The 21000-nt window shown below is 69.2% G+C and carries 22 protein-coding genes; 2 read left to right on the top strand and 20 right to left on the bottom strand.

Annotated elements, in window-relative coordinates; all coding sequences use genetic code 11:
- Window positions 1–23 precede the first annotated feature (23 nt).
- The 4 genes from coaBC to BM286_RS09465 form a co-directional block, all read right to left on the bottom strand.
- Window positions 24–1178, bottom strand: coding sequence for a bifunctional phosphopantothenoylcysteine decarboxylase/phosphopantothenate--cysteine ligase CoaBC (gene coaBC / locus BM286_RS09480; protein ID WP_092921445.1), 1155 nt, complete (start codon window positions 1176–1178; stop codon window positions 24–26).
- 586 nt (window positions 1179–1764) lie between these two features.
- Window positions 1765–2922, bottom strand: a complete 1158-nt coding sequence (locus BM286_RS09475; protein ID WP_092921442.1) for a DUF63 family protein — start codon at window positions 2920–2922, stop codon at window positions 1765–1767.
- A 95-nt stretch (window positions 2923–3017) separates the two neighbouring features.
- Window positions 3018–3467 carry an Lrp/AsnC family transcriptional regulator gene (locus BM286_RS09470; protein ID WP_092921440.1) on the bottom strand — a complete coding sequence of 150 codons (450 nt, stop codon included), beginning with the start codon at window positions 3465–3467 and terminating at the stop codon, window positions 3018–3020.
- 55 nt (window positions 3468–3522) lie between these two features.
- Window positions 3523–4308: a phosphopantothenate/pantothenate synthetase gene (locus BM286_RS09465; protein WP_092921438.1), complete on the bottom strand. Its 786-nt coding sequence runs from the start codon at window positions 4306–4308 to the stop codon at window positions 3523–3525.
- A 112-nt stretch (window positions 4309–4420) separates the two neighbouring features.
- On the opposite strand from BM286_RS09465, the gene BM286_RS09460 reads away from it, so the two are divergent.
- Entirely contained in the window at window positions 4421–4657 is a 237-nt protein-coding gene (locus BM286_RS09460) for a hypothetical protein (protein ID WP_092921436.1), read from the top strand.
- A 40-nt stretch (window positions 4658–4697) separates the two neighbouring features.
- Here the strand turns inward: BM286_RS09460 and BM286_RS09455 are convergent, their stop codons facing one another.
- On the bottom strand, window positions 4698–6398 hold the full coding sequence (locus BM286_RS09455; RefSeq protein ID WP_092921434.1) for an acyl-CoA mutase large subunit family protein: 1701 nt from the start codon (window positions 6396–6398) through the stop codon (window positions 4698–4700).
- Between the two features lie 125 nt (window positions 6399–6523).
- Here BM286_RS09455 and BM286_RS09450 point away from each other — a divergent pair, with 125 nt between their 5' ends.
- Window positions 6524–6877: a hypothetical protein gene (locus tag BM286_RS09450; protein ID WP_092921432.1), complete on the top strand. Its 354-nt coding sequence runs from the start codon at window positions 6524–6526 to the stop codon at window positions 6875–6877.
- A gap of 45 nt (window positions 6878–6922) precedes the next feature.
- On the opposite strand, the gene BM286_RS09445 is transcribed toward BM286_RS09450, so the two are convergent.
- From BM286_RS09445 to BM286_RS09375, 15 genes are all read right to left on the bottom strand, one after another.
- Complete coding sequence (locus BM286_RS09445; protein ID WP_092921430.1) at window positions 6923–8617, bottom strand: potassium transporter TrkG; 1695 nt, start codon at window positions 8615–8617, stop codon at window positions 6923–6925.
- Between the two features lies 1 nt (window position 8618).
- The gene (locus BM286_RS09440; RefSeq protein WP_092921428.1) at window positions 8619–9302 is read right to left on the bottom strand and encodes a potassium channel family protein; all 684 of its coding nucleotides are present in this window, start codon (window positions 9300–9302) and stop codon (window positions 8619–8621) included.
- Between the two features lie 93 nt (window positions 9303–9395).
- A complete protein-coding gene (locus tag BM286_RS09435; protein ID WP_092921426.1) occupies window positions 9396–9836 on the bottom strand; it encodes a universal stress protein in 441 nt (146 codons plus the stop codon).
- A 116-nt stretch (window positions 9837–9952) separates the two neighbouring features.
- Window positions 9953–11521 (bottom strand): TrkH family potassium uptake protein, encoded by a 1569-nt coding sequence (locus BM286_RS09430; protein WP_092921424.1) that lies wholly within the window; start codon window positions 11519–11521, stop codon window positions 9953–9955.
- 149 nt (window positions 11522–11670) lie between these two features.
- Complete coding sequence (locus BM286_RS09425) at window positions 11671–13173, bottom strand: TrkH family potassium uptake protein (protein ID WP_092921422.1); 1503 nt, start codon at window positions 13171–13173, stop codon at window positions 11671–11673.
- A gap of 7 nt (window positions 13174–13180) precedes the next feature.
- On the bottom strand, window positions 13181–14518 hold the full coding sequence (gene trkA / locus BM286_RS09420) for a Trk system potassium transporter TrkA (RefSeq protein WP_092921420.1): 1338 nt from the start codon (window positions 14516–14518) through the stop codon (window positions 13181–13183).
- An 86-nt stretch (window positions 14519–14604) separates the two neighbouring features.
- Window positions 14605–15498 (bottom strand): mechanosensitive ion channel family protein, encoded by an 894-nt coding sequence (locus BM286_RS09415; RefSeq protein WP_092921418.1) that lies wholly within the window; start codon window positions 15496–15498, stop codon window positions 14605–14607.
- Window positions 15498–15743: a YhbY family RNA-binding protein gene (locus BM286_RS09410; protein WP_092921416.1), complete on the bottom strand. Its 246-nt coding sequence runs from the start codon at window positions 15741–15743 to the stop codon at window positions 15498–15500. Before BM286_RS09410 ends, BM286_RS09415 begins: the two co-directional genes overlap by 1 nt.
- Window positions 15744–15824: 81 nt before the next feature.
- A complete protein-coding gene (locus BM286_RS09405) occupies window positions 15825–16271 on the bottom strand; it encodes an SHOCT domain-containing protein (RefSeq protein ID WP_092921414.1) in 447 nt (148 codons plus the stop codon).
- An 86-nt stretch (window positions 16272–16357) separates the two neighbouring features.
- Window positions 16358–16864 (bottom strand): DUF5797 family protein, encoded by a 507-nt coding sequence (locus BM286_RS09400; protein ID WP_092921412.1) that lies wholly within the window; start codon window positions 16862–16864, stop codon window positions 16358–16360.
- Complete coding sequence (gatA, locus tag BM286_RS09395; RefSeq protein ID WP_092921410.1) at window positions 16861–18165, bottom strand: Asp-tRNA(Asn)/Glu-tRNA(Gln) amidotransferase subunit GatA; 1305 nt, start codon at window positions 18163–18165, stop codon at window positions 16861–16863. The genes BM286_RS09400 and gatA overlap by 4 nt, the downstream gene beginning before the upstream one ends.
- A complete protein-coding gene (gatC, locus tag BM286_RS09390; RefSeq protein WP_092921408.1) occupies window positions 18166–18474 on the bottom strand; it encodes an Asp-tRNA(Asn)/Glu-tRNA(Gln) amidotransferase subunit GatC in 309 nt (102 codons plus the stop codon).
- A 116-nt stretch (window positions 18475–18590) separates the two neighbouring features.
- A complete protein-coding gene (locus BM286_RS09385; protein WP_092921406.1) occupies window positions 18591–19019 on the bottom strand; it encodes a DUF5788 family protein in 429 nt (142 codons plus the stop codon).
- A gap of 92 nt (window positions 19020–19111) precedes the next feature.
- Window positions 19112–19630: a universal stress protein gene (locus BM286_RS09380; protein ID WP_092921404.1), complete on the bottom strand. Its 519-nt coding sequence runs from the start codon at window positions 19628–19630 to the stop codon at window positions 19112–19114.
- Window positions 19631–19732: 102 nt separating this feature from the next.
- Window positions 19733–20932 (bottom strand): pyridoxal phosphate-dependent aminotransferase, encoded by a 1200-nt coding sequence (locus BM286_RS09375; RefSeq protein WP_092921402.1) that lies wholly within the window; start codon window positions 20930–20932, stop codon window positions 19733–19735.
- Window positions 20933–21000: the final 68 nt, after the last annotated feature.

Genomic DNA, 21000 nt, shown 5'->3' with positions numbered 1-21000 from the left:
TATACCTCGGTCGAGGCCCCGAATTACCCGAGTACGTCGGCGAGTTCGTCGGCCACGCGCCCGCCGAGGCCGTCCTTGTCGCCGACGTACTCGTCGGGGTCGGTCCGGCCGACGAGGAGCGCGCGCGTCTCGTCGCCGCCCATCACGCTCGCGTCGTTGGCGACGACGAAGGAGAGGCCGACGCGGTCGCGGATCCGCTCGGCCTCGGACACCATCGCCGCGTCGTCGCCCGAGGTCTCGGCCTTGAACCCGACGATGGGGAGGTCGGGGTACGCCTCGCGGACCGAGTCGATGAGCTTCGGCGTCGGCCGGAGATCGACCGACAGCGGCGACCCGGATCGGATCTTCTGGTCGACTGCGTCCGCGGTGAAATCCGAGATGGCGGCCGCCGAGATCAGCGCGTCGGCGGTCGCGGCCGTCCGCCGGCAGGCGTCGATCATCTCGTCGGCCGTCTCGACGGCGACCGCGTCGGCGTACGGGACGTCGGGCCCGTCGTGGACGAGCGTCACCCGCGCGCCGCGGACGTAGAGCGCCCGAGCGACCGCCCGGCCGGTCTTCCCCGACGCGCGGTTCGTCAGGATACGGATCGGGTCGATCCGCTCCTTCGTCGCGCCCGCGGTGACGACGACGTGCGTCCCGGCGAGGCTCTGCGGGGTCGTCGCTCGCGCGACCTCCGTCACGATATCGTCCTCGGCCGCTATCTTCGCCTTCCCCTCCTCGATCCGGGGGTCCGCGAAGCGGACGCCCCACGACTCCAGGCAGTCGAGCGCGTCGAGGACGCCCGGGTGGTCGTACATCGGCTCGTGCATCGCGGGCGCCATCACGACCGGCAGGTCCGCGCCCAGCGCCGTCGTCGCGCAGGTCGTCACGGGCGTGTCGTCGACCGCGGCCGCGACCTTCCCCGCGGTGTTCGCGGTCGCCGGAGCCAAGAGGAGCACGTCGGCCCACCCCTCGCGGCCGCAAAGCTCGACGTGTTCCACGCTCCCGGTGATCTCGGTGACCGTCGGCTCGTCGGTCGCGAAGTCGACCGCCCACGGGTGGACGATGTTCGTCGCCGCCGGGGACATGACGGCGCGGACGCTCGCGCCGTACCGGCGCAGTTCGTGGGCAAGTTCGACGACCTTCACCGCCGCGATGCTCCCCGAGACGCCGAGCGCGACGTTGACCCCGTCCAGCATTACCGAGTCCGTTCCGCCCGCGACGGCTTATAAGGTGTCGTTGCGGAGCGGACCCGAGTGACCGATCGCGACGCGGTGCGCCGGGAGTTATTTATAACCGAGCGGTGCGGCGGCGCGTGCCTCCGAGTGGCCGCCGGAGGCGGCCGCGAGGAGCACGCGCGAGGGAGTCAGTCGCTGGAGCGAAGCGGAAGCGACTGACGAGGCTGGGGAGGCGTGAGGCGCGGTTGCGGTGCTGTGCGGGGCGGGACTCAAAGGGGCAGTCACCGGCGGCTCCGCCGCCGGTTGCCCGTGGCGCGTAGCGCCACGCTGCCGGGAGGCGGGCGCAAGCGTTCACGAGAGCGAAGCTCTCGTGAGCCAATCAGAACGCGAAGCGTTCTGATGACGACGTAAGCACCGCAAGGAGCGAGCGAAGCGAGCGACTGAGGAGCACAGCGAGCGTGCGCCCGCCTCCCGGCTGGGGCTTTGGAGGTGTTCGCTGTCGGTCCGCAGTCATCGATTTATAAGCGAGTGGCCGGGATTTGGCGGCGTCTTCGGAGCGGCTACCGCCGGTTGCTTATAAATGAACGACGGAGTCGGAAACTGCTATTCAAACCCCGAACGTCGCGCGCAGCATGTCGCGCGTGCCCGGACCCAACCCGACAGCCAGCACCGTGATCAGCAGTAACAGCGTGTACCGCGGCGACTCCTCGTACATCTCGCCGTTGAACACCCAGACGACGAACGTCGCGGCCGCGAGCTTCACCAGCAGGAACGGCCACGCGTCGCCGGTGACGGAGACGATCGACTCCGGCAGCAGCCGCCCGGTCCAGTCGACGATCAGCGCGTTGACGACGTGTTTCGGGACGAGGTTCGGGGTGCCGGTCAGCGCGGGCATCCAGTTGAGCCCGATCACGTTCGCCACGCCGTCGATCGCGTGGCCCCAGATGATCACGATCCCCGCGGCGCCGGTGCCCTGCCGGATCGTCGAGATCCGTCGGGTCGCGATCGCCCACGTGCCCGCGGTCGCGACCGTCGCGATGACGAGCGTCAACAGCAGCACCTGCGGGTAGAAGGTGACGTAGCCGGTCGTGGCCGCGAGAAAGGACAGATACCCGACCGCGAGCGCGAGCCCCGCGGTTCCCGACGCGAACAGCGGGCGCGCGTAGTCGTCGACGACGCCGCGGCGTTCGAGCCCGTACGACGCGAGGACGCACGCGAGCGTGAACGCGAACACCGTGAAGTAGATGAACGGGCTGATCAGCACCGCGCTCGCGGGGAACGGGATCAGCGGTTCGGCGCCGGCGGCGGTCGCGGCGACGCCCGCGTCCTCGACCGTCCGCATCGCCCCGCCGAACAGCATGAACGGGAACAGCGCGTAGAAGAAGCGGAGCTCCGTCGCGATGTCGAGTCGGCGGAGGAGGAAGACGACGCCGATCAGCATCGCCAGCAGGATCACCACGTAGCTCACCGTCGAGAAGGTGGTGTAGCCCGGGGTGGCGACGACCTCGCCGGCGCTCCGCGCCGACTGACACGCCGCGTCGGTGCCGAGCAGCTCCGTGGTGCCGCCGGCCTCGCGGACCGCGCACTGCGCCCCTTCGCCGTCCGCGACCACCGGCCCCCAGAAGTAGCGCCAGAGGAAGCGGTCGTAGACGGTCCGCGGGAAGACGACCGATCCGACCGCCAGCACCGCGGCGACACCGCCAACGACCGCCGCCCACGCCCGTTCCGGCGACGGATCGAACCCGTCCGCCACACCCGTGCTCATGGTCGTCTTTCGGGGAGGTCCCGAGTTGAGCGTTCCGGTCCCGAGCGAGCGCGGCGCCGCTCGCCGCCCGGCGCGGCGACGGGGTTCCCGTCTCGCTACAGCGGCGGCCCCGGCTGCTCGTAGTCGGTGCCTAAGATCACCATCGTCTGCGAGCGCGAGAACCCCGCGGTCTCCGCGATCCGCTCGAACATCAGTTCGCGGAGCCGGTCGGTGTCGGCCGCGACGACCCGGAGGATGACGTCCCACTCGCCGGTGGTGAGGTGGATCTCGCGGACGCCGTCGATGCCGCGGAGGCGTTCGAGCGCGTCCTCCTCGCGCCCCTGCTCGACGCGCAGGCCGACGAACGCGCCGACGCCGTACCCGACCGCCTTCGGGTCGATGTCGGCGTGGTACCCCCGGATGACGCCCGCCTCTTCGAGGCGGCTCACGCGGTCGTGGACGGTCGCGCTGGACATGTCGATCCGACGCGCGACCTCCGAGAACGGGGTCCGCGCGTCCTCCTGGAGGATCCGCAGGATCGCCCGGTCCGTCTCGTCAAGTTCCATGTGCGTCGATACGGGCGGCGGAGGCTTTTGCCTTCCGGCGGGGGCCGCGACGGGGCTACGCCGGACCCGCGCCGCCGTCGCTCGGTGCCTCGTCCGCGAACGACCCCCCGCGGATCGCCGTCTCGGCCGCGTCGAGCGCTGCGTCGGCGTCGAACTCAGCGGCGATCCGCTCCAGTTCCGCCGGCGACGCGTCCGCGAGGTCCCGCGCGTGCGCCGTCACGTTTGGCACCGCGCGCAGGAGGTTGTCGACGATCGGCACGTCCGCCGTCCGCGGCGAGCGGCTCCCGGGGTTCAGGTCGATCACGATCTCCGTCTTTCCCATCGCGTCGAGCGCGGCGGCGCGGTCGCCGTCCTCCAAGGGCACCACGACGACGTCGGCCGCTTCGATCCCGTCGGCGTCGACGACGCCGCGAGCGTGCTCGAGGCCCGGGATCTCGCCGTCACCGGCGAGCCCCTTCACGTCGTCGGCGCCGTGCTCGCGGAGGTGGTCTGCGATCCGGCGGACGCGCTCGTCGGTGTGGTTGAACAGGTTCACCTCGAGGTCGGCGCCGACCGCCTCGGCCAGCTCGACCGTCTCGCCAGGCGCGAGCGCCGCGACGTTCCCGTTCACCGAGATCACGGGGCGGTCGGCGAGCAGGAGGGTCGCGGCCGCGGCGCGCGCGGCGTCGTCGGCGCTCGGGAGCGTGCGTTCGCCGAGGAGGTAGTCGAACGCCTCGCCGCGCCCCTCCGCGATCAGTCCCTGTTTCGAGGTGATCCCCTTCTCGACGCCCGCCTCGATCCGGTGGCGCGTCACGAGCGACGCGTGCCGCGGGTGGTCCTCGGGGACCTCCGTCTCCGTCATACCCGAGCGAGGCGACGGGTCGATTAAAATGGACCGTTCGCGGTCGGCGCGTGCGGTCCGCACGCAGGTGCGCACAACTGTTAACACGGACCATATCGTAGCTCAACGCGGGATGGACCGCACTGGCAAGTACACGGTCGTCGACGCGTGTAACGACCACGGGGCGATCACGCTCCGTGAACACCCGCGCAACGAGACGCTGTACGTCGTCGAGTACGACGACCCGGACGTGGAGGCCGAGCTGTCGTCGCTCGACGCCGGCTCGGTCGTCGAGCTCGACCTCCGGCGAGCGGGCCGTCGGGGCAGCGCATGGTGCGCGGAGTCCGCTCGGTCTGTCGACCCGGCGTAACGCCCGGTCGGTCCGTTTTTTCCCCCTCGTTTTCGCTCGGTCAGGCGACCCCGATCCGCTCGCGGTAGCTCCCGTGTTCCGCCTCGAACACGCTCATGATCTCGCCCATCGTCGCGTACGTCTTCACCGCCGTGACGATCGCGGGCATCACGTTCTCGCCGGCGTCGACGGCGGCTTTGAGGTCGTCGAGCGCGGCGTCGACCGCGTCGCCGTCGCGGTCATCCTTCACCGACTCCAGCCGATCGAGCTGTCGCTCGCGGGTGGTCTCGTCGACCTTCAGCAGGTCCGGGCGGGTGTCCTCGTCGATCTCGTAGGCGTTGACGCCGACGACCGTCTCCTCGCCCTCGTCGACGCGCTCCTGGTACTCGTAGGCGGACTCCTGGATCTCGCGGTGGAAGTACCCCTGTTCGATGCCGCGTAAGACGCCGTCGCGCACGGAGCCGTCGCCCATCTCTCTGATCTCCTCGATGTATTCCATCGCCTCGGCCTCGGTCTCGTCGGTGAGCGACTCGACGGCGAAGGAGCCGCCGAGCGGGTCGACGATGTCGGCCGCGCCCGACTCCTCCGCGATGATCTGCTGGGTCCGGAGCGCGACGCGGACCGCCTGCTCGGAGGGGAGCGCGAGCGCCTCGTCGAAGGAGTTGGTGTGGAGGCTCTGGGTGCCGCCCAGCACGCCCGCGAGCGCCTGAATCGTGACGCGCGCGACGTTGTTGAGCGGCTGCTGGGCCGTCAGCGACTGCCCGGCGGTCTGGGTGTGGAACTTCAGCCGCTTCGACGCCTCGGCCTCGGCGTCGTACCACTCGTCCATCACGTTCGCGTAGATCCGGCGCGCGGCGCGGAACTTCGCGACCTCCTCGAACAGCGAGTTGTGCGAGTTGAAGAAGAAGGAGAGTTGGGGGGCGAACTCGTCGACGTCGAGCCCGCGGTCGAGACACGCCTCGACGTAGGCGAACCCGTCCGCGAGGGTGAACGCGAGCTCCTGGACCGCGGTCGACCCCGCCTCGCGGATGTGGTACCCCGACACCGAGATGGGCTTGAACTTGGGCGTCTCCGCGACCGCGAACTCGATTGTGTCCGTCACCAACTCGAGGGAGGGCTCCGGCGGGATCACCCACTCCTTCTGCGCGATGAACTCCTTGAGCATGTCGTTCTGGAGGGTCCCCCGAAGCTCCTCGCGCGGGACTCCCCGCTGGTCCGCGAGCGCGACGTACATCGCGTAGATCACCGGGGCGCTCGGGTTGATCGTGAAGGAGGTCGACACCTCCGCGAGGTCGATGCCGTCGAACAGCACCTCCATGTCGCGTAAGGTGTCGACCGCGACGCCCTCCTTGCCCACCTCGCCGAGCGACATCTCGTCGTCGGAGTCGATCCCCATCAGCGAGGGCATGTCGAAGGCGGTCGAGAGCCCGGTCTGCCCCTCGTCGATCAGGTAGCGGAACCGCTCGTTGGTCTCCTCGGCGGTGCCGAACCCCGCGAACTGCCGCATCGTCCACGTGCGGCCGCGGTACATCGTCGGGTAGACCCCGCGGGTGTACGGTTCCTCGCCCGGGAACCCCAGGTCCTCGTCGTAGTCGAGGTCGGCGACGTCGTCGGGCGTGTACAGGCGGTCGACCTCGCGGTTCGACACCGTCGCGAACCGCTCTTTCCGCTCCCCGTGGCGGTCGAGGGTGGGGTCGAGCGTCTCCGCCTCCCACGACTCCTTCGCCTCGCGGATCTCGGAGAGCTCCTCGTCGTCGTACATATCGCCCGTTACCGGCCGGTCGCGTATAAATATTCATTATATTCTGGAAGGGCGCGGCGGGCCGACTTCATCGGGTTCCGACGCCCCGCGGATCGATTATATGGGTCTGGGATCAATCTCCGCCCATGACCGAATCCTCGGAACGCCCAACGCCGCCGGAAGGGCTCTCCCCGGAACTGGTAGACGCGTTGACCGATCGTTCGCCAGAAGAGCTCCGCAAAGCGATCGTTCACGCGCAGGAGCTGCTCCACTATCACGGAGAGGCGGAACTGCCGGTCGAGGCGGAGGACAACGAGGACATCCTCCGCGTCACCGAACACGAGGGGCACACGGAAGTGGTAAAGCAGTTCCGCTGTGCGGACGGCTGCGACGACTGCCCGCACGGTCCGTACCTCTATCACGTCACCGAGGAGCCGCAGCCCGACGGGAGCCACGAGGTTCACTGGTCGTTCATGGGACGGATGCGAGAAGCGGAGTGACCGGGGCGAGAGGGCACCGGGGACCCGTCGACTCACCGGGACCAGCTACGGGTTCAGTCCCCAAATCCCGGCCCGAAGGAACACCAGCACCGGGATGATCTCCAGCCGCCCGATCCACATGTTGAAGAGGAACATTCCCTCCGCCAGCGGCGGCATCGAGGGGCCGGTGATCCCCGTCGAAAGGCCGACGTTCCCCTGCGCGCTGGCGACCTCGAACAGCGCGTCGGCGTAGGTGAACTCGGGGCCGGCGACGTTGACGAGGACGAGACTCCCGACAGCGAGGGCGAGAAGCCACAGGAGCGTGACGATGGCGGCCTCGCCGAACTCCCGCTCCATCGTCTCCCGGTCAAGCGTTCGGTCGCCGATGCGCGCGGTGACGACCGCGTTCTTCGGGAGGAACACGCGAGAGAACTGCCAGACGATCCCGCGTGCGACCGTGTACCCGCGAACGATTTTGATACCGCCGACGGTGGACCCGGCGGCGCCGCCGAGCACCATCGCGCCGACGACGAGCACCTTCGCGCCGGCGACCCACCGGCCGATCGGCGCCGACTGAAACCCGGTACAGCTCAGAGCGCTGACCCACTGGAACGTCGAATCCCGGATCGCGTCGGTCTGGGCCGCGTCCAGGGAGAGCGCGGAGACCGGGAGGAACGACCCCGTCGAGAACGCGCCGGCGGTCGCCGGCACGGAAAGGACGTTCTGGATCGAGAGAACCGCGATGCCGGCCCCGAACAGGAGCAACAGCCACCGCGTCTGGAGGTCGTCGACCAGTTCGCGAACCCGCCGATCCCGCAACACGACGTAGTGGACTGGAAACGCGATCGCCCCGAGGACCATGATCGGCAGCAGGGCGGCCTCGACGAGCGCGGAGTTGTACGTCGCGATCGAGTTGTCCGTGACGGAGAATCCGCCCGTCGTGAGCCCGGTCATCGCGTGGTTGAGCGCCTGCCACGCGGTCTCACCGACCGAGAGTGACTCGGCGTACGCGCTCTCGCTCGCCCGGACCGCGGCGAACAGGGTCGCGAAGGCCAACAGCGTGTAGCCGACGACCAGCTTCCAGACGGTCCGGACCGTCGAGACGACGCTCGGGTGGATCTTCTCCTCGCGGGCCTCGCTCTGGTAGAGCGCGTAACTCCCGCTACCCGGCCGTGAGAGGATGGAGACGGTGAGGACGATAACGCCGACGCCGCCGACCCACTGGATGAACGACCGCCACCACTGCACCGCCCGCGGCAGCGACGGCTCGTGTATCGCCATCGTCAGACCGCTCCCGGTCCACCCGCTCATGCTCTCGAAGAGGGCGTGGAGCGGGTCGCGGAAGTAGGCGAGGCTCGAAACGGTCGTGGTCCCCCCGACCGCGATCGGCTCCCACGAGGCCGCGTCCGCCGCGGCGGGAACGAACGAGTCCATGACGGCCGGCGGCGTCAGCCACGCCGCGAGGAACAACGGGAGCGCCCCGAAGGCCGCGACGGTGAGCCATCCACCGGCGGCGATGACCATGCCGTGTTTCATCCTCGGATTCGGCGCGTCGGCGAACCGCCGGTTCGCGAAGCCGCCGATCGCGGCCGTCACGCCGCCGGCGATCAGGAACCCGAGCGCGGCGTGAAACTCCCCGAAACCGAGCGCGACGGCCACGGAGAAACTCATCAACCCGGCTTCCATGAGGAGCAGCGAGCCGATGTCCCGCGCGATGATCCCCAGATCGGCCGAGAGGAGCCCGTCGGATCGGTCGGTCATCTCACTCGCCGTCCCCGGTGTGGCCGAACACGTCGGTCAGTTCGGGGGTCACGCCCTCACCCGAGTACACCGTGAGCAGGTCGTCCGCCTCGATACGGGTGCCCCCGCGCGGCGTTATCGGCTTCCCCTCGCCGTCCCGCTCGATCGCGACGATCAGCGTCTGTCCCCCGATGAGGTCCGCCTCGTCCGCCTCCCGAAGCGTCTTGCCGGCGATCGGCGCGTCCGGACCGACGCTGATCTCGAACACCTCGGCCTCCTCGCCGATGTGCATGAAGTCGACGACCGACGGCCGGCTCACGGCTCGATAGAGGTACTCCGCGATCAGGCTCTGCGGGTTCTGCATCGTGTTGACGCCGATCTGCTCGAACACGTTCATGTGCTCTGGGTTGTGGACGACGGAAACGATGTTCGGGACCGAAAGCTCCTGAGCGAGGAGACAGACCATGATGTTCGTCGCGTCCTGATCGGTCGTCGAGATGAGGGCGTCGGCACGGTCGGCACCGGCGTCTTGGAGGGTCTCCTTCGAGGTCGCGTCGTCGTTGATCACGAGGCAGTCGTACTGTCTCGACGCCCGCTCCGCGCGCTCCCCGTCGCGTTCGATGACGACGACCTCGTTGCCGCCGGCGGTCGCGAGGTCGACGAGCGGGGTACCGATGTCGCCGGCGCCCACGACGATCAGATACATATGAAGGGGGCTTCAGGATCGACGACTGAAAGCCTACCGCTTGGCGGAGGCGGCCGGTGATCTCCGGCCGGTGTCCCGTCGAACGGCCGCCGCTCAGTCCTCCCCGTCCACTACCGGGAGCGCGACGACGGGAAGCGGCGCGTTCGTCACCAGCTTCAGCGATACATCGCCGGAGAGGAACTGCATGAGTCGGTTCCCGCCGCGCGAGCGGTAGGCGACCGCGCTCGCGTCGACCGCCTCGGCGGCGTCGAAGATCGCGTCGACAACGTCGTGATCGTACGCGGTGTGTTCGTCGGCGGCGGGGAACACGCGGCGAACGGCGGCGTACGACTCGGCGGCCAGTTCCTCGGACTGCTCGACGGGCGTTTTGTCCGGAACGCCACCGCCCTTCTCGACGACGTGAAGCGCCGTCACTCGTCTCGGAGCGTACGGTTCGAGCGCCCGAGCCGTCGCCAGCGCGTCTTCCTCGTGTGCGACGGGGAGGAGCACGTGTCCGAGCAGGTCCTGACCGTCGGTGTCGTCGGTGTCCGTCATACGACGATCACTATTCCCGTCGGTTAAGAAGATACGCTCTCCACGTTCGGAGAGCCCGCGTCGGTATCGCCCGTGCGACCGGTCGAAAGGCGGTTTCCCGAGGACGACCGGCGCCGTCACCGACTGTCGACCGCCGAGATGAACACCGCGAGCACCGGGACGATCTCCAGCCGACCGACCCACATCAGGAAGACCATCAGCAGCTTCGACGTGTCGGGGAAGAAGAGGTAGCTCCCGAACGGCCCGACCCGACCGAACCCCGGGCCGATGTTCCCGATGGTCGCGAGCGACGCGCTCGTCGATTCCAGCATCGTCAGCTGGACCCCGATCCGCGCGGCGTCGAGCGAGAGGAACACCGCCGAGACGCCGAACAGCACGAAGTACAGAACGGTGAACGCCATGATGCCGCGGATCGCGTCCTCGTCGACGATGTTTCCGCTGAGCCGGATCGGCTGGACCACGTCGGGGTGTGCCGAGGTGAAAAGCTCCCGCCGGATCGCCTTGCCGACGACGAGCCAGCGGACGATCTTGACCCCTCCACCGGTCGACCCGGCGGAGCCGCCGATGAACATCGCGAACATGAGCAGAATCTGGGCGTCGGTGTCCCACTGCGCGAAGTCGGCGGTGGCGTACCCGGTGGAGTTCAACAGCGAACTGACTTGGAACGCGGCCTGCCGGAGCGAGTTCTCCGCGACCCCCTGCGTCGCACCGCCGAGTTCGATGGTCGGCGCCGCGCCGCGGAACAGCAGCACCGCGAGGACGGCGGTCACGACCGCGACGGCGCCGGCGTACGCGCGGAACTCGGCGTTCTCGAGCATCACCTCGACCTCGCCGCGCAACACGTGCCAGAACAGCGCGAAGTTGACGCCGGCGACGAGCATGAACGGGATGAAGACCCACTGGACGACCGCCGAGAACGCCGCGATGCTGTCGGCCTTCGGCGAGAACCCGCCGGTCGGCAGGGCAGTGAACCCGTGGGCGATCGCGTTGAACAGGTTCATCTTCGGCGCCATCCCGACGAGGTGGAGCCCGTACAGGACCGCGATCATCAGCACGGTGAACCCGAAGTAGATCAGCCAGAGCGCGCGCGCCGTCTCCGCGATCTTCGGCGTGAGCTTCTGGAGCTCCGGGCCCGGCGCCTCCGAGTCCATCAGCTGCGCGCCGTTGACCGCGACCTCCGGGAGGATGGCGATCATCAGGACGATGATCCCCATCCCGCCGAGCCACTGGGTGAGCTGGCGCCACATCAGCACGGCGTGGGAGTGCTGGTCCGTGCTGATCTCGCCCAGCACCGTCGCGCCCGTCGTCGTGAACCCGCTCATCGACTCGAAGAGGGCGTTAACGATCGACTCGGTGAACGCACCGAGCGACCCGGTCTGGAGCCCGATCGTCGACGCCGTGCCGTAGCCCGCAAGCAGGTACGGGATGGTACCGATCACCGCCGCCGCGAGCCACGCGAGCGAGACGAACAGCAGCGCCTCGCGGGGGCCGAGGTCCGGGTCGGGATCGACCCGCTCGACCGCGAACCCGAGCGCCGCGACGAGCGCCATCGACACCAGGAACACCCAGATGTCCTCGCCGTACGCGACCGCGACGATCAGCGGAACCAGCAGGGTGACGGCGAGGTACTTGATTCCGACCCCGAGAAGCCCCACGCTCGCCTTCCAGTTGACGCCCCAAGACATAGGTATCCGATCGATATGGGAGTTGCCCGTTCGCTGTATTAAACTGTCGAAGGGACGACGACTGGGAGAGAAAACGGGACGACGACTGGGAGAGAAAACGGGACGACGACTGGGAGAGAAAACGGACGACGACTGGGAGAGAAAACGGGTCACGAGGTCCAGAACGCCTTCGTGAACAGCACCAGCACGGGGACGATCTCGATCCGGCCGATCCACATCAGGACGATCATCACGGCCCGCGTCGTCATCGGGAACGTCGCGAACGTCCCGTACGGGCCGGCGTCGCCGAACGCGGGACCGATGTTGAGGAACGTCGTCGCCGCGGCGCCGAGCGCCTCGAACTCGTCCACTCGGAGGTCCGCCCGTTCGGCGTCGACGACGATGACGACGGTGAGCAGGAAGAAGATCACGATGCTGAGGAGGAGGTACGCGTAGATGTCGCGGATCGCGCCCTCGTCGACCGGCTTCCCCGAGATCCGAACCGGCCGCACCGCCTCCGGGTGGACGGCGGTGAACAGGTTCCGCTTGAACGACTTCAGCGCGACCAGCCACCGGAGCGACTTGATCGAACAGGTGGTCGACCCGACCATCCCGCCGACGAACATCCCCATGAACAGCACGTGCTTCGCCGCGGGCGCCCACTCCACGTAGTCGGTGCTCGCGTACCCCGTCGTCGTCACGATCGAAGCGACGTTGAAGACGGCGTGGCGTATCGTCCCCTCGACGCCGAAGGTGGCGCCCGGATCGAGGAACAGACCGAGGGCGACGACCGACGCGAGCGTCCCCATCGCGCCGAGGTAGAAGTGGAACTCCTCGTTCTTCAGGAGGCGCATCGGCTCCCCGTTGATCGCGAAGTAGATGAGCACGAAGCTCGTCGAGCCGATCACCATGAACGGGACGACCGCCCACTGGATGAGCGGGTGGAACGCGCCGACGCTCTGCGGTTCCGGCGAGAACCCGGCGGTCGCGACCGAGGTGAACGCGTGCGCGACCGCGTTGTACAGGCCCATCTGCGGGTCGACCGCGAGCCCGAGCAGGAAGTAGACGGCGACCGCGAGCCCGGTGAGCCCGAAGTAGATCCCCCAGATCAGCTGCGCTGTCCGCGAGATCTTCGGCGTGAGCTTGTTGACGTCCTGGGTCTGCGACTCCGACTCCATCAGCTGTGCCCCACCGACCCCGATCTCGGAGAGGACCGCGGTCGCCAGAATCAGGATGCCGAGCCCGCCGAGCCACTGGATGACCTGCCGCCACATCAGCACGGACCGCGAGTGGAGCGAGAAGTCGCGCAACACCGTCGCGCCGGTCGTCGTCAGCCCGCTCATCGACTCGAACATGGCGTTCACCGGATGCGCGACCGTGCCGACGCCCGCGACGGCGAACGGGATCGCACCCACCGCGGCGACGAGGAACCAGATCATCGCCACCGCGAGGAACGCCTCTCGGGGCCCGAGGTCCTCCGCCGGGTCCCGCACCGACCGGAACGCCGCGCCGACCGCGATCGAGACGGCGATCGCCGCGAGGAACGGGACCGGCGATTCGTCGTAGTAGAGAGCGACCAGCAGCGGGAACGCCAGAGGAACGGGAAGCGCGGCGAGGACGTCACCGGTGAGCCCCACGCTCGACCGCCAGCCGACGCGGATCGTGGCGTTCACGGCCCGCTCACGCCATCGAGGTGACGGCACTCACGGCGTCGGACTCCACGAAGAGGATGACGTGGTCGCCCGCTCGGAGCACGGTGTCTCCCCGCGGCGTGACGAGTTCGCGGCCGCGCGTGATCGCGCCGACGACGAACCGCACGTCGGTGTCGGCGACGATCTCCGAGATGGGCCGGCCGACGAGCCCGCACCCCTCGGTGAGTTCGAGTTCGAGGACCTCCGCCTGGTCGTTCTCCAGCACCGCGATGTTCTCCGCGACGCTCTCGTAGGTGAACCGCGTGATCTCCTCCGCCGTCACGGTGCGGGGGTTGATCGCGATGTCGATCCCGATCTCCTCGAAGACGGTGACGTAGTCCGGGCTGTCCACGACGGCGATCACCCGGTCGACGCCGAGGCGCTTGGCGAGCACGGAGATGAGGAGGTTCTTCTCGTCGGAGCGGAGCGCGGTGACGACGATGTCGGCCTCGTCGACGTGCTCGCGGGAGAGGAACTCCGTGTCGGTGGCGTCGTGCTCCATCACGACGGTGTTTGGGAGGTTCTCCGCGAGCCACCGCGCGCGGTCGGCGTCGCGCTCGATGAGCCGCGGCTCGAAGTCGCGCTCCTCGAGCAGCCGAGCGGTCTGGTAGCCGATCTCGCTGCCGCCGACGACGACGATCTCGTCGGCGTGGTCGGGAGTCGTCGCGGGCGCGACGTCGGTCGCGAACGACTGGACGCTCTCGGGGCTGCCGATCACTACCGCGCGGTCGCCGACGGCGATGTCGGTGTCCCCGCGCGGGATGACCATCTCGCCGTCGCGGAACAGACCGACGAACGTGAGCGACTCGAACCGGTCGGCCTCGGAGACGGTCTGTCCCGCGACGGGACTCCCCTCCCCGATCTCGAACTCCGCCATCTGGACGAGCCCGCCCGCGAACGGGTCGACGTCGATCGCCGCCGGAAGCCCGATGACGCGGACGATGTTCTCCGCGGTCAACAGGTCCGTACACACCATGAAGTCGACGCCGAACGCCCCCTCGTTCCCCTGCCACGTGCGGAGGAAGTCGGTGCTCTTCACGCGGGCGATCGTGAACCCGTCACCGAGGGTCTTCGCGGTGCCGCAGGCGACGAGGTTCGTCTGGTCGTCGTCGGTACACGCGATGACCATGTCCGCGCGGTCGATATCGGCGGCCGACTGGATCTCCGAGGACGTGCCGTCGCCGGCGATAGTGAGCACGTCGAGTTCGTACTTGAGCTGTTCCGCCCTGGCCGGATCGACGTCCACGACGACGACCTCGTGGTCCGACGCGAGACTCGCGGCGATGCTCGTCCCGACCTCGCCGGCCCCGATGACGACCACGTACATGGACCGATCGACCACGCGAACCCACTAGTGGGTTACTATCCGAACCGTCTCGGAGAACCGCCGTGTCACCGAACGCGGGGTCCGCTTCAGGCCTCGCCGCCGAACGCGGCCGGATCGGCGTCTCCGTCCCGCCCCGAGACGGTGCGCTGGGGGAACGGAATCGTGATACCTGCCTCGTCGAACCGCGCTTTGACGGCCTTCACGAACTCCGCGCGCGCCTTCACGAAGTCCGACCGCGAGGGGTCGTCGATCCAGATCCGCGCCTGAAGCCCGACGTACGAGTCTGCGAGTTCGGTCAGTCGGACCGACGGCGCCGGCTCCGCGAGGATCGCGTCGCTCCGTTCGGCCTCCTCGACGATGATCTCGCTCGCGCGTTCGACGTCGTCCTCGTAGTCGATCCCGAAGACGAACTTCAGCCGGAGCGACTTCTTCGCGACGGGGTTCTTCACCACGTTGCCGGTGAGCACGTTGTTCGGCACCGTGAGCAGTTCGTTGTCGAACGTCCGCACGCGGGTGACCCGGAAGGAGATGTCCTCGACGACCCCGGAGTTCCCCTGCCATTCGATCCAGTCGCCGATGCGGAACGGCTTGTCCGTGTAGATGAACACGCCGGCGACGAAGTTCTTGATCACGTCCTGAAGCGCGAAGCCGATCGCGAGCGTCGCCGCGGCGGCGATGGTCGCCAGCGAGCGCAGGAACCCCTGATAGCCCGCGGCGCCGAACGCGACCGTGACGCCGGCGAACAGCGAGACGAACGCCACGATCTTCTGGAGCGGGCGCCGGGCGTGCTCGTCGAGCCCCTGTCTGTCGAAGACACGCCGGACGAGCGGTGCGATGACCGCCTTGTAGAGGACGTACGTCGCGGCGACGACGGTGACGAATATCGAGGCGTCGACGACGATTCCGGTCAGCGGGCCGAGGAACGGTCGGAGCGTCCCCGAGACCGCGAGGGGGCCGAGCGCTCCCGCGGCGGCGTCCATCAGTGGAGCACCGCCGTGTTCCCGCGCGTCTCGATCAGGTCGGCGTCGACCGCCTCCGCGAGTTCGTCGGCGAGTTCGTCGGTCGAGGTCCCGCCGCGGGCCGCCCGGAGGAACTTCACCTTCACCAGCTTCCGGTCGTCGAGCTGGTCGGCCGTCTCGTCGACGACCGAGTCGATGCCGTGCTTCCCGACCCAGACGGTGACATCGAGGTCGTGCGCCTCCTTCCGGAGTTCGTGGTCGCTCATACGCGGTCGAGTCGGTCGCGCGCATTGAAGCTTGAGGTTCGGCCGCGCCGGCGGGAGACCGGCGCGTTACCGATTGACGCGTTACCGATCGTACTCGGCGTCACGCTCCCGGTCTGCGGACCGGTTGCGCTCGGCCCACTCGGCCGCGTCCTCGGGCGTCTCGGTCTCCAACAGCCGATCCACCTTCCGCTCGAACTGCTCGTCCGTGAGGTCGCCGTTCGCGTAGCGGGTCCGCAGCCGCTCCAAGGCGTCCGCGGTGTCGCCGGTCGCCTCTTCGCGCTCCGCCGCCTCGCCGCGCTCGACGCGGACCGAGCCCGACCCCGACTCGACGTGGACGGACTCCGCCTCCTCCTCGTCGAACAACATGGAAACGATAGGGACGATCACGATGTACCCGAACAGCATCAGCGGGAGCCACCACTCGACGTTGAGGAACATCGCCGCCAGCCACGCGCCCGTCACCGTCGTGGCGGCGATGCCGCTCGCGTTGCGGCGGAACCGCTCGCGGAGGGTCTCGTCGTCGGCCATCGGTAGCAGGGTGTCAGTCGCGGTACAAAGTCGTATCGGCGGGGCGGACCGACGACGACGCCGACGCGTCGAGCGCGCCGCGCCGCCTACTCTTCGATCTCGACCGTTATCTCGTCGCGGTCGACCGCCAGCCGGAACGTCGGGACGGTGCGGTAGACGATCTCGACGACGTTCTTGCGTTCGAGGCTACGGAGCGCGCGCCGCACCGCGTCCACCTCGGGGTCGCCGTCGAACGCCTCGCGGACGGCGTTGAGTACGCTGACGACCGACTGCGAGCGCTCGTCGGGCCCGGCGAGCACGTCGACGACCCGCGCTTCCAGCTCCGGAACCCGGATCGTCTCCGGGACGGCGCCGCGGGCGACCGCGTCGGGCTCGATCCCGGGCTCGACGTCGACGAGGTCGTTCGCCTCCGCCGTCGCGCGGATCAGGCTGTCGTCGTCCCGGTAGTAGTACTCCTTCAGGTGGTCCTCGAGGTAGCCGTGGACCTCGCTGCCGCTCTCCATCTCCCAGGCGTCCCGGAGCTCGCCGTTTTTCGTCGGCTGGAGGCGGACCACGTCCGCGAGCCGACCGCGTTCCTCGTCCGTGAGGCTCATCGCTTTTCGACCGCGCTCGCGGCGCGAACGATCGTCTCCTCGCCGAACTTCGGCCCGACGAGCTGGAGCCCGACCGGGAGCCCATCGGCCTCGCCGGCGGGCACGGAGATCGCCGGGAGGTTCGCGAGGTTCACCGGCGTCGTGTTCGCGTCCGCGAGGTACATCCGCAGCGGGTCGTCGAGGCTCTCGCCGAGCTCGAACGGGAGGACCGGCATCGTCGGGGAAGCGATGACGTCGACGTCCTCGAAGGCGTCCTCGAAGTCCCGCCGGACCCACGCGCGTGCGTCCTGCGCCTTCTCGTAGTACTTGTCGTGGTAGCCGGCCGAGAGCGCGTACGTGCCGAGCAGGATCCGGCGTTTGACCTCCGCGCCGAACCCCTCCTCGCGCGTCTCCGCGAACGACTCGTTCCAGTTGCCGTCGGCGTCGCTGCGGCGGCCGTACCGGACCCCGTCGAAGCGCGCGAGGTTCGAGGAGGCCTCCGCCATCGCGATGACGTAGTACGCCTGGACCGCGTGCTCGACGGATGGCAGCGAGATGTCGGTCGTCTCCGCGCCCCGCGCCTCCAGGTCGTCGATCGCGGTCTCGACCGTCTCGACGACGCGCTCGTCGGCGCCGTCGAACAGCTCCGCGGGGACCCCGACCGTCAGCCCCGCCACGTCGCCGTCGGCGGCCGCGGCGTAGCTCGCATCGGGGTCGGCGCCGTCGACCTCGCTCAAGTCGCGCGTCGTCCCGTCGTTCGGGTCGTCGCCGGCGATGACGTCGAGCGCGGCGGCCGCCTCCTCGACGGTGCCCGCTATCGGGCCGATCTGTTCGAGGGAGTTCGCGTACGCGATCAGTCCGTACCGGGAGACGAGCCCGTAGGTGGGCTTGATCCCGACGACGCCGCAGAACGCGGCCGGACAGCGCACCGAGCCGCCGGTGTCGGAGCCGAGCGCCACGTCGGCCTCGCCCGCCGCGACCGCGGCCGCGGACCCCCCGGAGGAGCCGCCCGGGACGCGGTCGGTGTCGACCGGATTTCTGGTGGGACCGAACGCGGAGGTCTCCGTCGTCGTCCCCATCCCGAACTCGTCCATGTTCGTCTTCCCGACGATCGTCGCGCCCGCGCCGGTCAGTCGGTCGACGACGGTCGCGGAGTAGGGCGGCACGTAGTCGGCCAGCATCTCCGAGCCGCAGGTCGTCCGGATCCCCTCGGTGGAGATGTTGTCCTTCACCGCGACGGTCGCGTCCGCGAGCGGGCCGTCGGCGTCCGCGTCGCCCTCGATCGTCTCCTCCGTGACGAAGGCGTTGAGGTCGGCCGCCATCTACGACACCTTCGGCCCGACGAAGAAGCCGTCCTCCGTCTCCTCGGCGTTCGCGAGCGCCTCCTCCTGGGAGAGCCCCGACTCGACCTCGTCCGGGCGCATCACGTTGACGAGCTCCTCCTCGCGCTCGACCTCGGGGACCTCGTCGAGCGCCTCGAAGTACTCCAAGATGTCGCCGAACTGCGCCGCGAACTCGTCGACCTCGTCGTCGGCGAGCCGCACCCGCGCGAGGTCGGCGACGTGTCTGACCTCCTCGGCGTCGACGGCGGTCGCGTCCTCGCCGTCGTCCGACGCTGCGGTGTCGCTCATACTCGAACGTACCACGCGGGCGGCGAGTAAGGGTTTCGGAAGGGGGCCGGCGACCCGGAGCGGTCGGCCGCGCCGCGGGCGGGACCGTCGCCCGAACCGACCAGCGGGACGGCGAGTCACCGCACCTGATCGACGAACGCGAGCCAACGCTCGTGGCCGGCGAGGGTGTCGGCGTGGTGTTCGTCGGCGAAGCCGGGGCGGCGGATCCCCTCCAAGGCGTTCAGCGCGCGGTCGATGCCGATCGCCTCCTCGACGAGTGTCTCGCCGGTCTCCCGGTCGATGTCCTCGGTTTCCAGCCGCTCGACCCGTCGCTCCCGCTCCGCTCGGAGGGACTCGCGCGCCGCCGTCACCTTGCGGTCGAGCGCGGGCGGAACGGCGTCGACCTTCCGGCTCTCGACGATGAACGCGGACAGGTCGACCGTCTCCCCGTGGATCTCGACCTCGTCGGGGACGCTCGCGCCGACGGTCGCGCTCGGGCTGTTCACGCGGTCGAGGAGGGCCTCGCGAGCGTCGTCTCCGATCGGCGTTCGCTCCGGGTCGCTCACGGGTGTGGGTGGCAGGGGGAGCCCGAAAAACCGTCGGCCCGCGCGCGGTTCCGCGGTCGCACGTCGACTCGCTACCGTTCGGCTCCGCGCCCTCACGCGTCCGCCCGCACGGTCGTCACCGGAACGTCCGACAGCCGCACCACCTTCTCCGCGACGCTGCCGAGCAGGTACCGCTCGACGCCGGTCCGCCCGTGGGTCCCCATCACCACGAGGTCGACGTCGTTCGCGCTCGCGTACTCCAGGATGGCCGAGTGCGGCGTTCCCGTCTCGACGGCGGTGACCGTCTCCGGCGACGCCTCGCCGTCGCGGAGCGACGCGGCCGTCGCCTCGACGATCTCCTCGCCGTGCTCGACGAGCGCCGACCGCGTCGCCTCCGCGTCGGTCCCTTCACCGACCATGCCGCTGCCGTCGCCGGGCGCCGGGTCGGCCCGCACGCCCGATCCCTCCTTCGTCAGGAAGGCGCCGCTCAGTCCGTAGCTGGCGCTTCGCGCGTCGACCACGTGGAGGACGTGAACGGTCGCGTCGAACGCGGCCGCGAGCTCTCGGACGTGGTCGACGACGGCCTCGGCCCCCTCGCTCCCGTCCGTCGGGTAGAGGATCGTCTGGTACATGGTGTCACCCGTCCGAAATTCTCAGAGCTGACAGAAAACGTTGGCGGCGGATGGGACCGCCTGACCCGTCGGATTCGGGACCGTCTCCGCCGAATCGGCGACCTACAGCAGGTCGTTCGCGACGAGGCGGTCAACCGCCTCGCGCAGCCGTTCCTCGCTCGCGGCGTAGGAGATCCGCGCGTAGCCGGGGGCGTTGAACGCGCTGCCGGGGACACACGCGACCGCGGCCTCCTCGATCGCCGCCTCGCACCACGCCTGGTCGTCGTCCGCCACCGGGATCATCATGTAGAAGGCGCCGTCGCCCACGTCGACGTCGACGCCGTGTTCGTCGAACAGGTCGACGAGGAGATCGCGGCGGGACTCGAACGCCGCGCGCATCTCCTCGACCGACTCCTCGGTGTTTTCGAGGGCCTCGATCCCCGCGCGCTGGACGAAGTTCGTCGCGCAGGAGACGGAGTGGGAGTGGAGCTTGCCGGCCTCGTCGACGAACTCGTCGGTGGCGTGGAGGTAGCCGAGCCGCCAGCCGGTCATCGAGTACGCCTTCGAGAAGCCGTTGACCGTCACCGTGCGGTCGGCCATCCCGTCGAGGCTCGCGAGCGAGACGTGCTCGGCGTCGTAGACGATCCGCTCGTAGATTTCGTCGGCGATCACGGCGACGTCGTGCTCCACGGCGAGGTCGCGGACGCCCTCCAAGGCGGCCTCCGAGAACACCGCGCCCGTGGGGTTCGACGGGGAGTTGACGACGAGCAGTTCGGTGTCGTCGGAGACGGTCTCCGCGAGGTCGTCGAGCGCGGGCTCCAGCTGGAAGCCGTGCGGGGCGAGGTCAACACGCGAGAGGTCGGCGCCCGCGAGCTTCGCCATCGCCTCGTAGGAGACCCACGCCGGGTCCAGCAGGACGACCTCGTCGCCGGCGTGGGACGACGTCCCACTGGGTGACGGGTGTGACCCGTCACCCCCGTCGATCAGCGTCTGGAACGTCTCGTAGAGGGCCTGCTTGCCGCCGGGCGTGACGATCACCTCGTCGGCGTCGGCGTCGACGCCGTTGCCGCGGAGCTTCTCCGCGATGGCCGCCTTGAGTTCGGGGACACCGTTCGAAGAGGTGTACCCCGTGTGGCCCGCGTCGAGGGCGTCCTTGCCGGCCGCGACGACGTTCTCCGGGGTGTCGAAGTCCGGCTCGCCGACGGAGAGGTCGACGATGTCCGCGCCTTCCGCCTCCTTCTCCGCCGCGAGGTTCGATATCGCCAGCGTCGCGCTGGGCTCTACGCGTCCGATCCGCTCCGAGAAGTCGTATCCGTCGCTCATGTGTGGTGTGTAGTCGGCTCGTGTCCGTCAGTCTAGTTCCGCCGCGAGGTCGATCGCGGCCGCCGCCG

Origin of the sequence: Halorubrum sodomense, assembly GCF_900111935.1 — an archaeon.
In the GTDB taxonomy this organism is placed as follows: Archaea; Halobacteriota; Halobacteria; order Halobacteriales; family Haloferacaceae; genus Halorubrum; species Halorubrum sodomense.
Note: the sequence above shows the minus strand (reverse complement) of the source record. Positions and strands in the feature narration are given on the sequence as shown.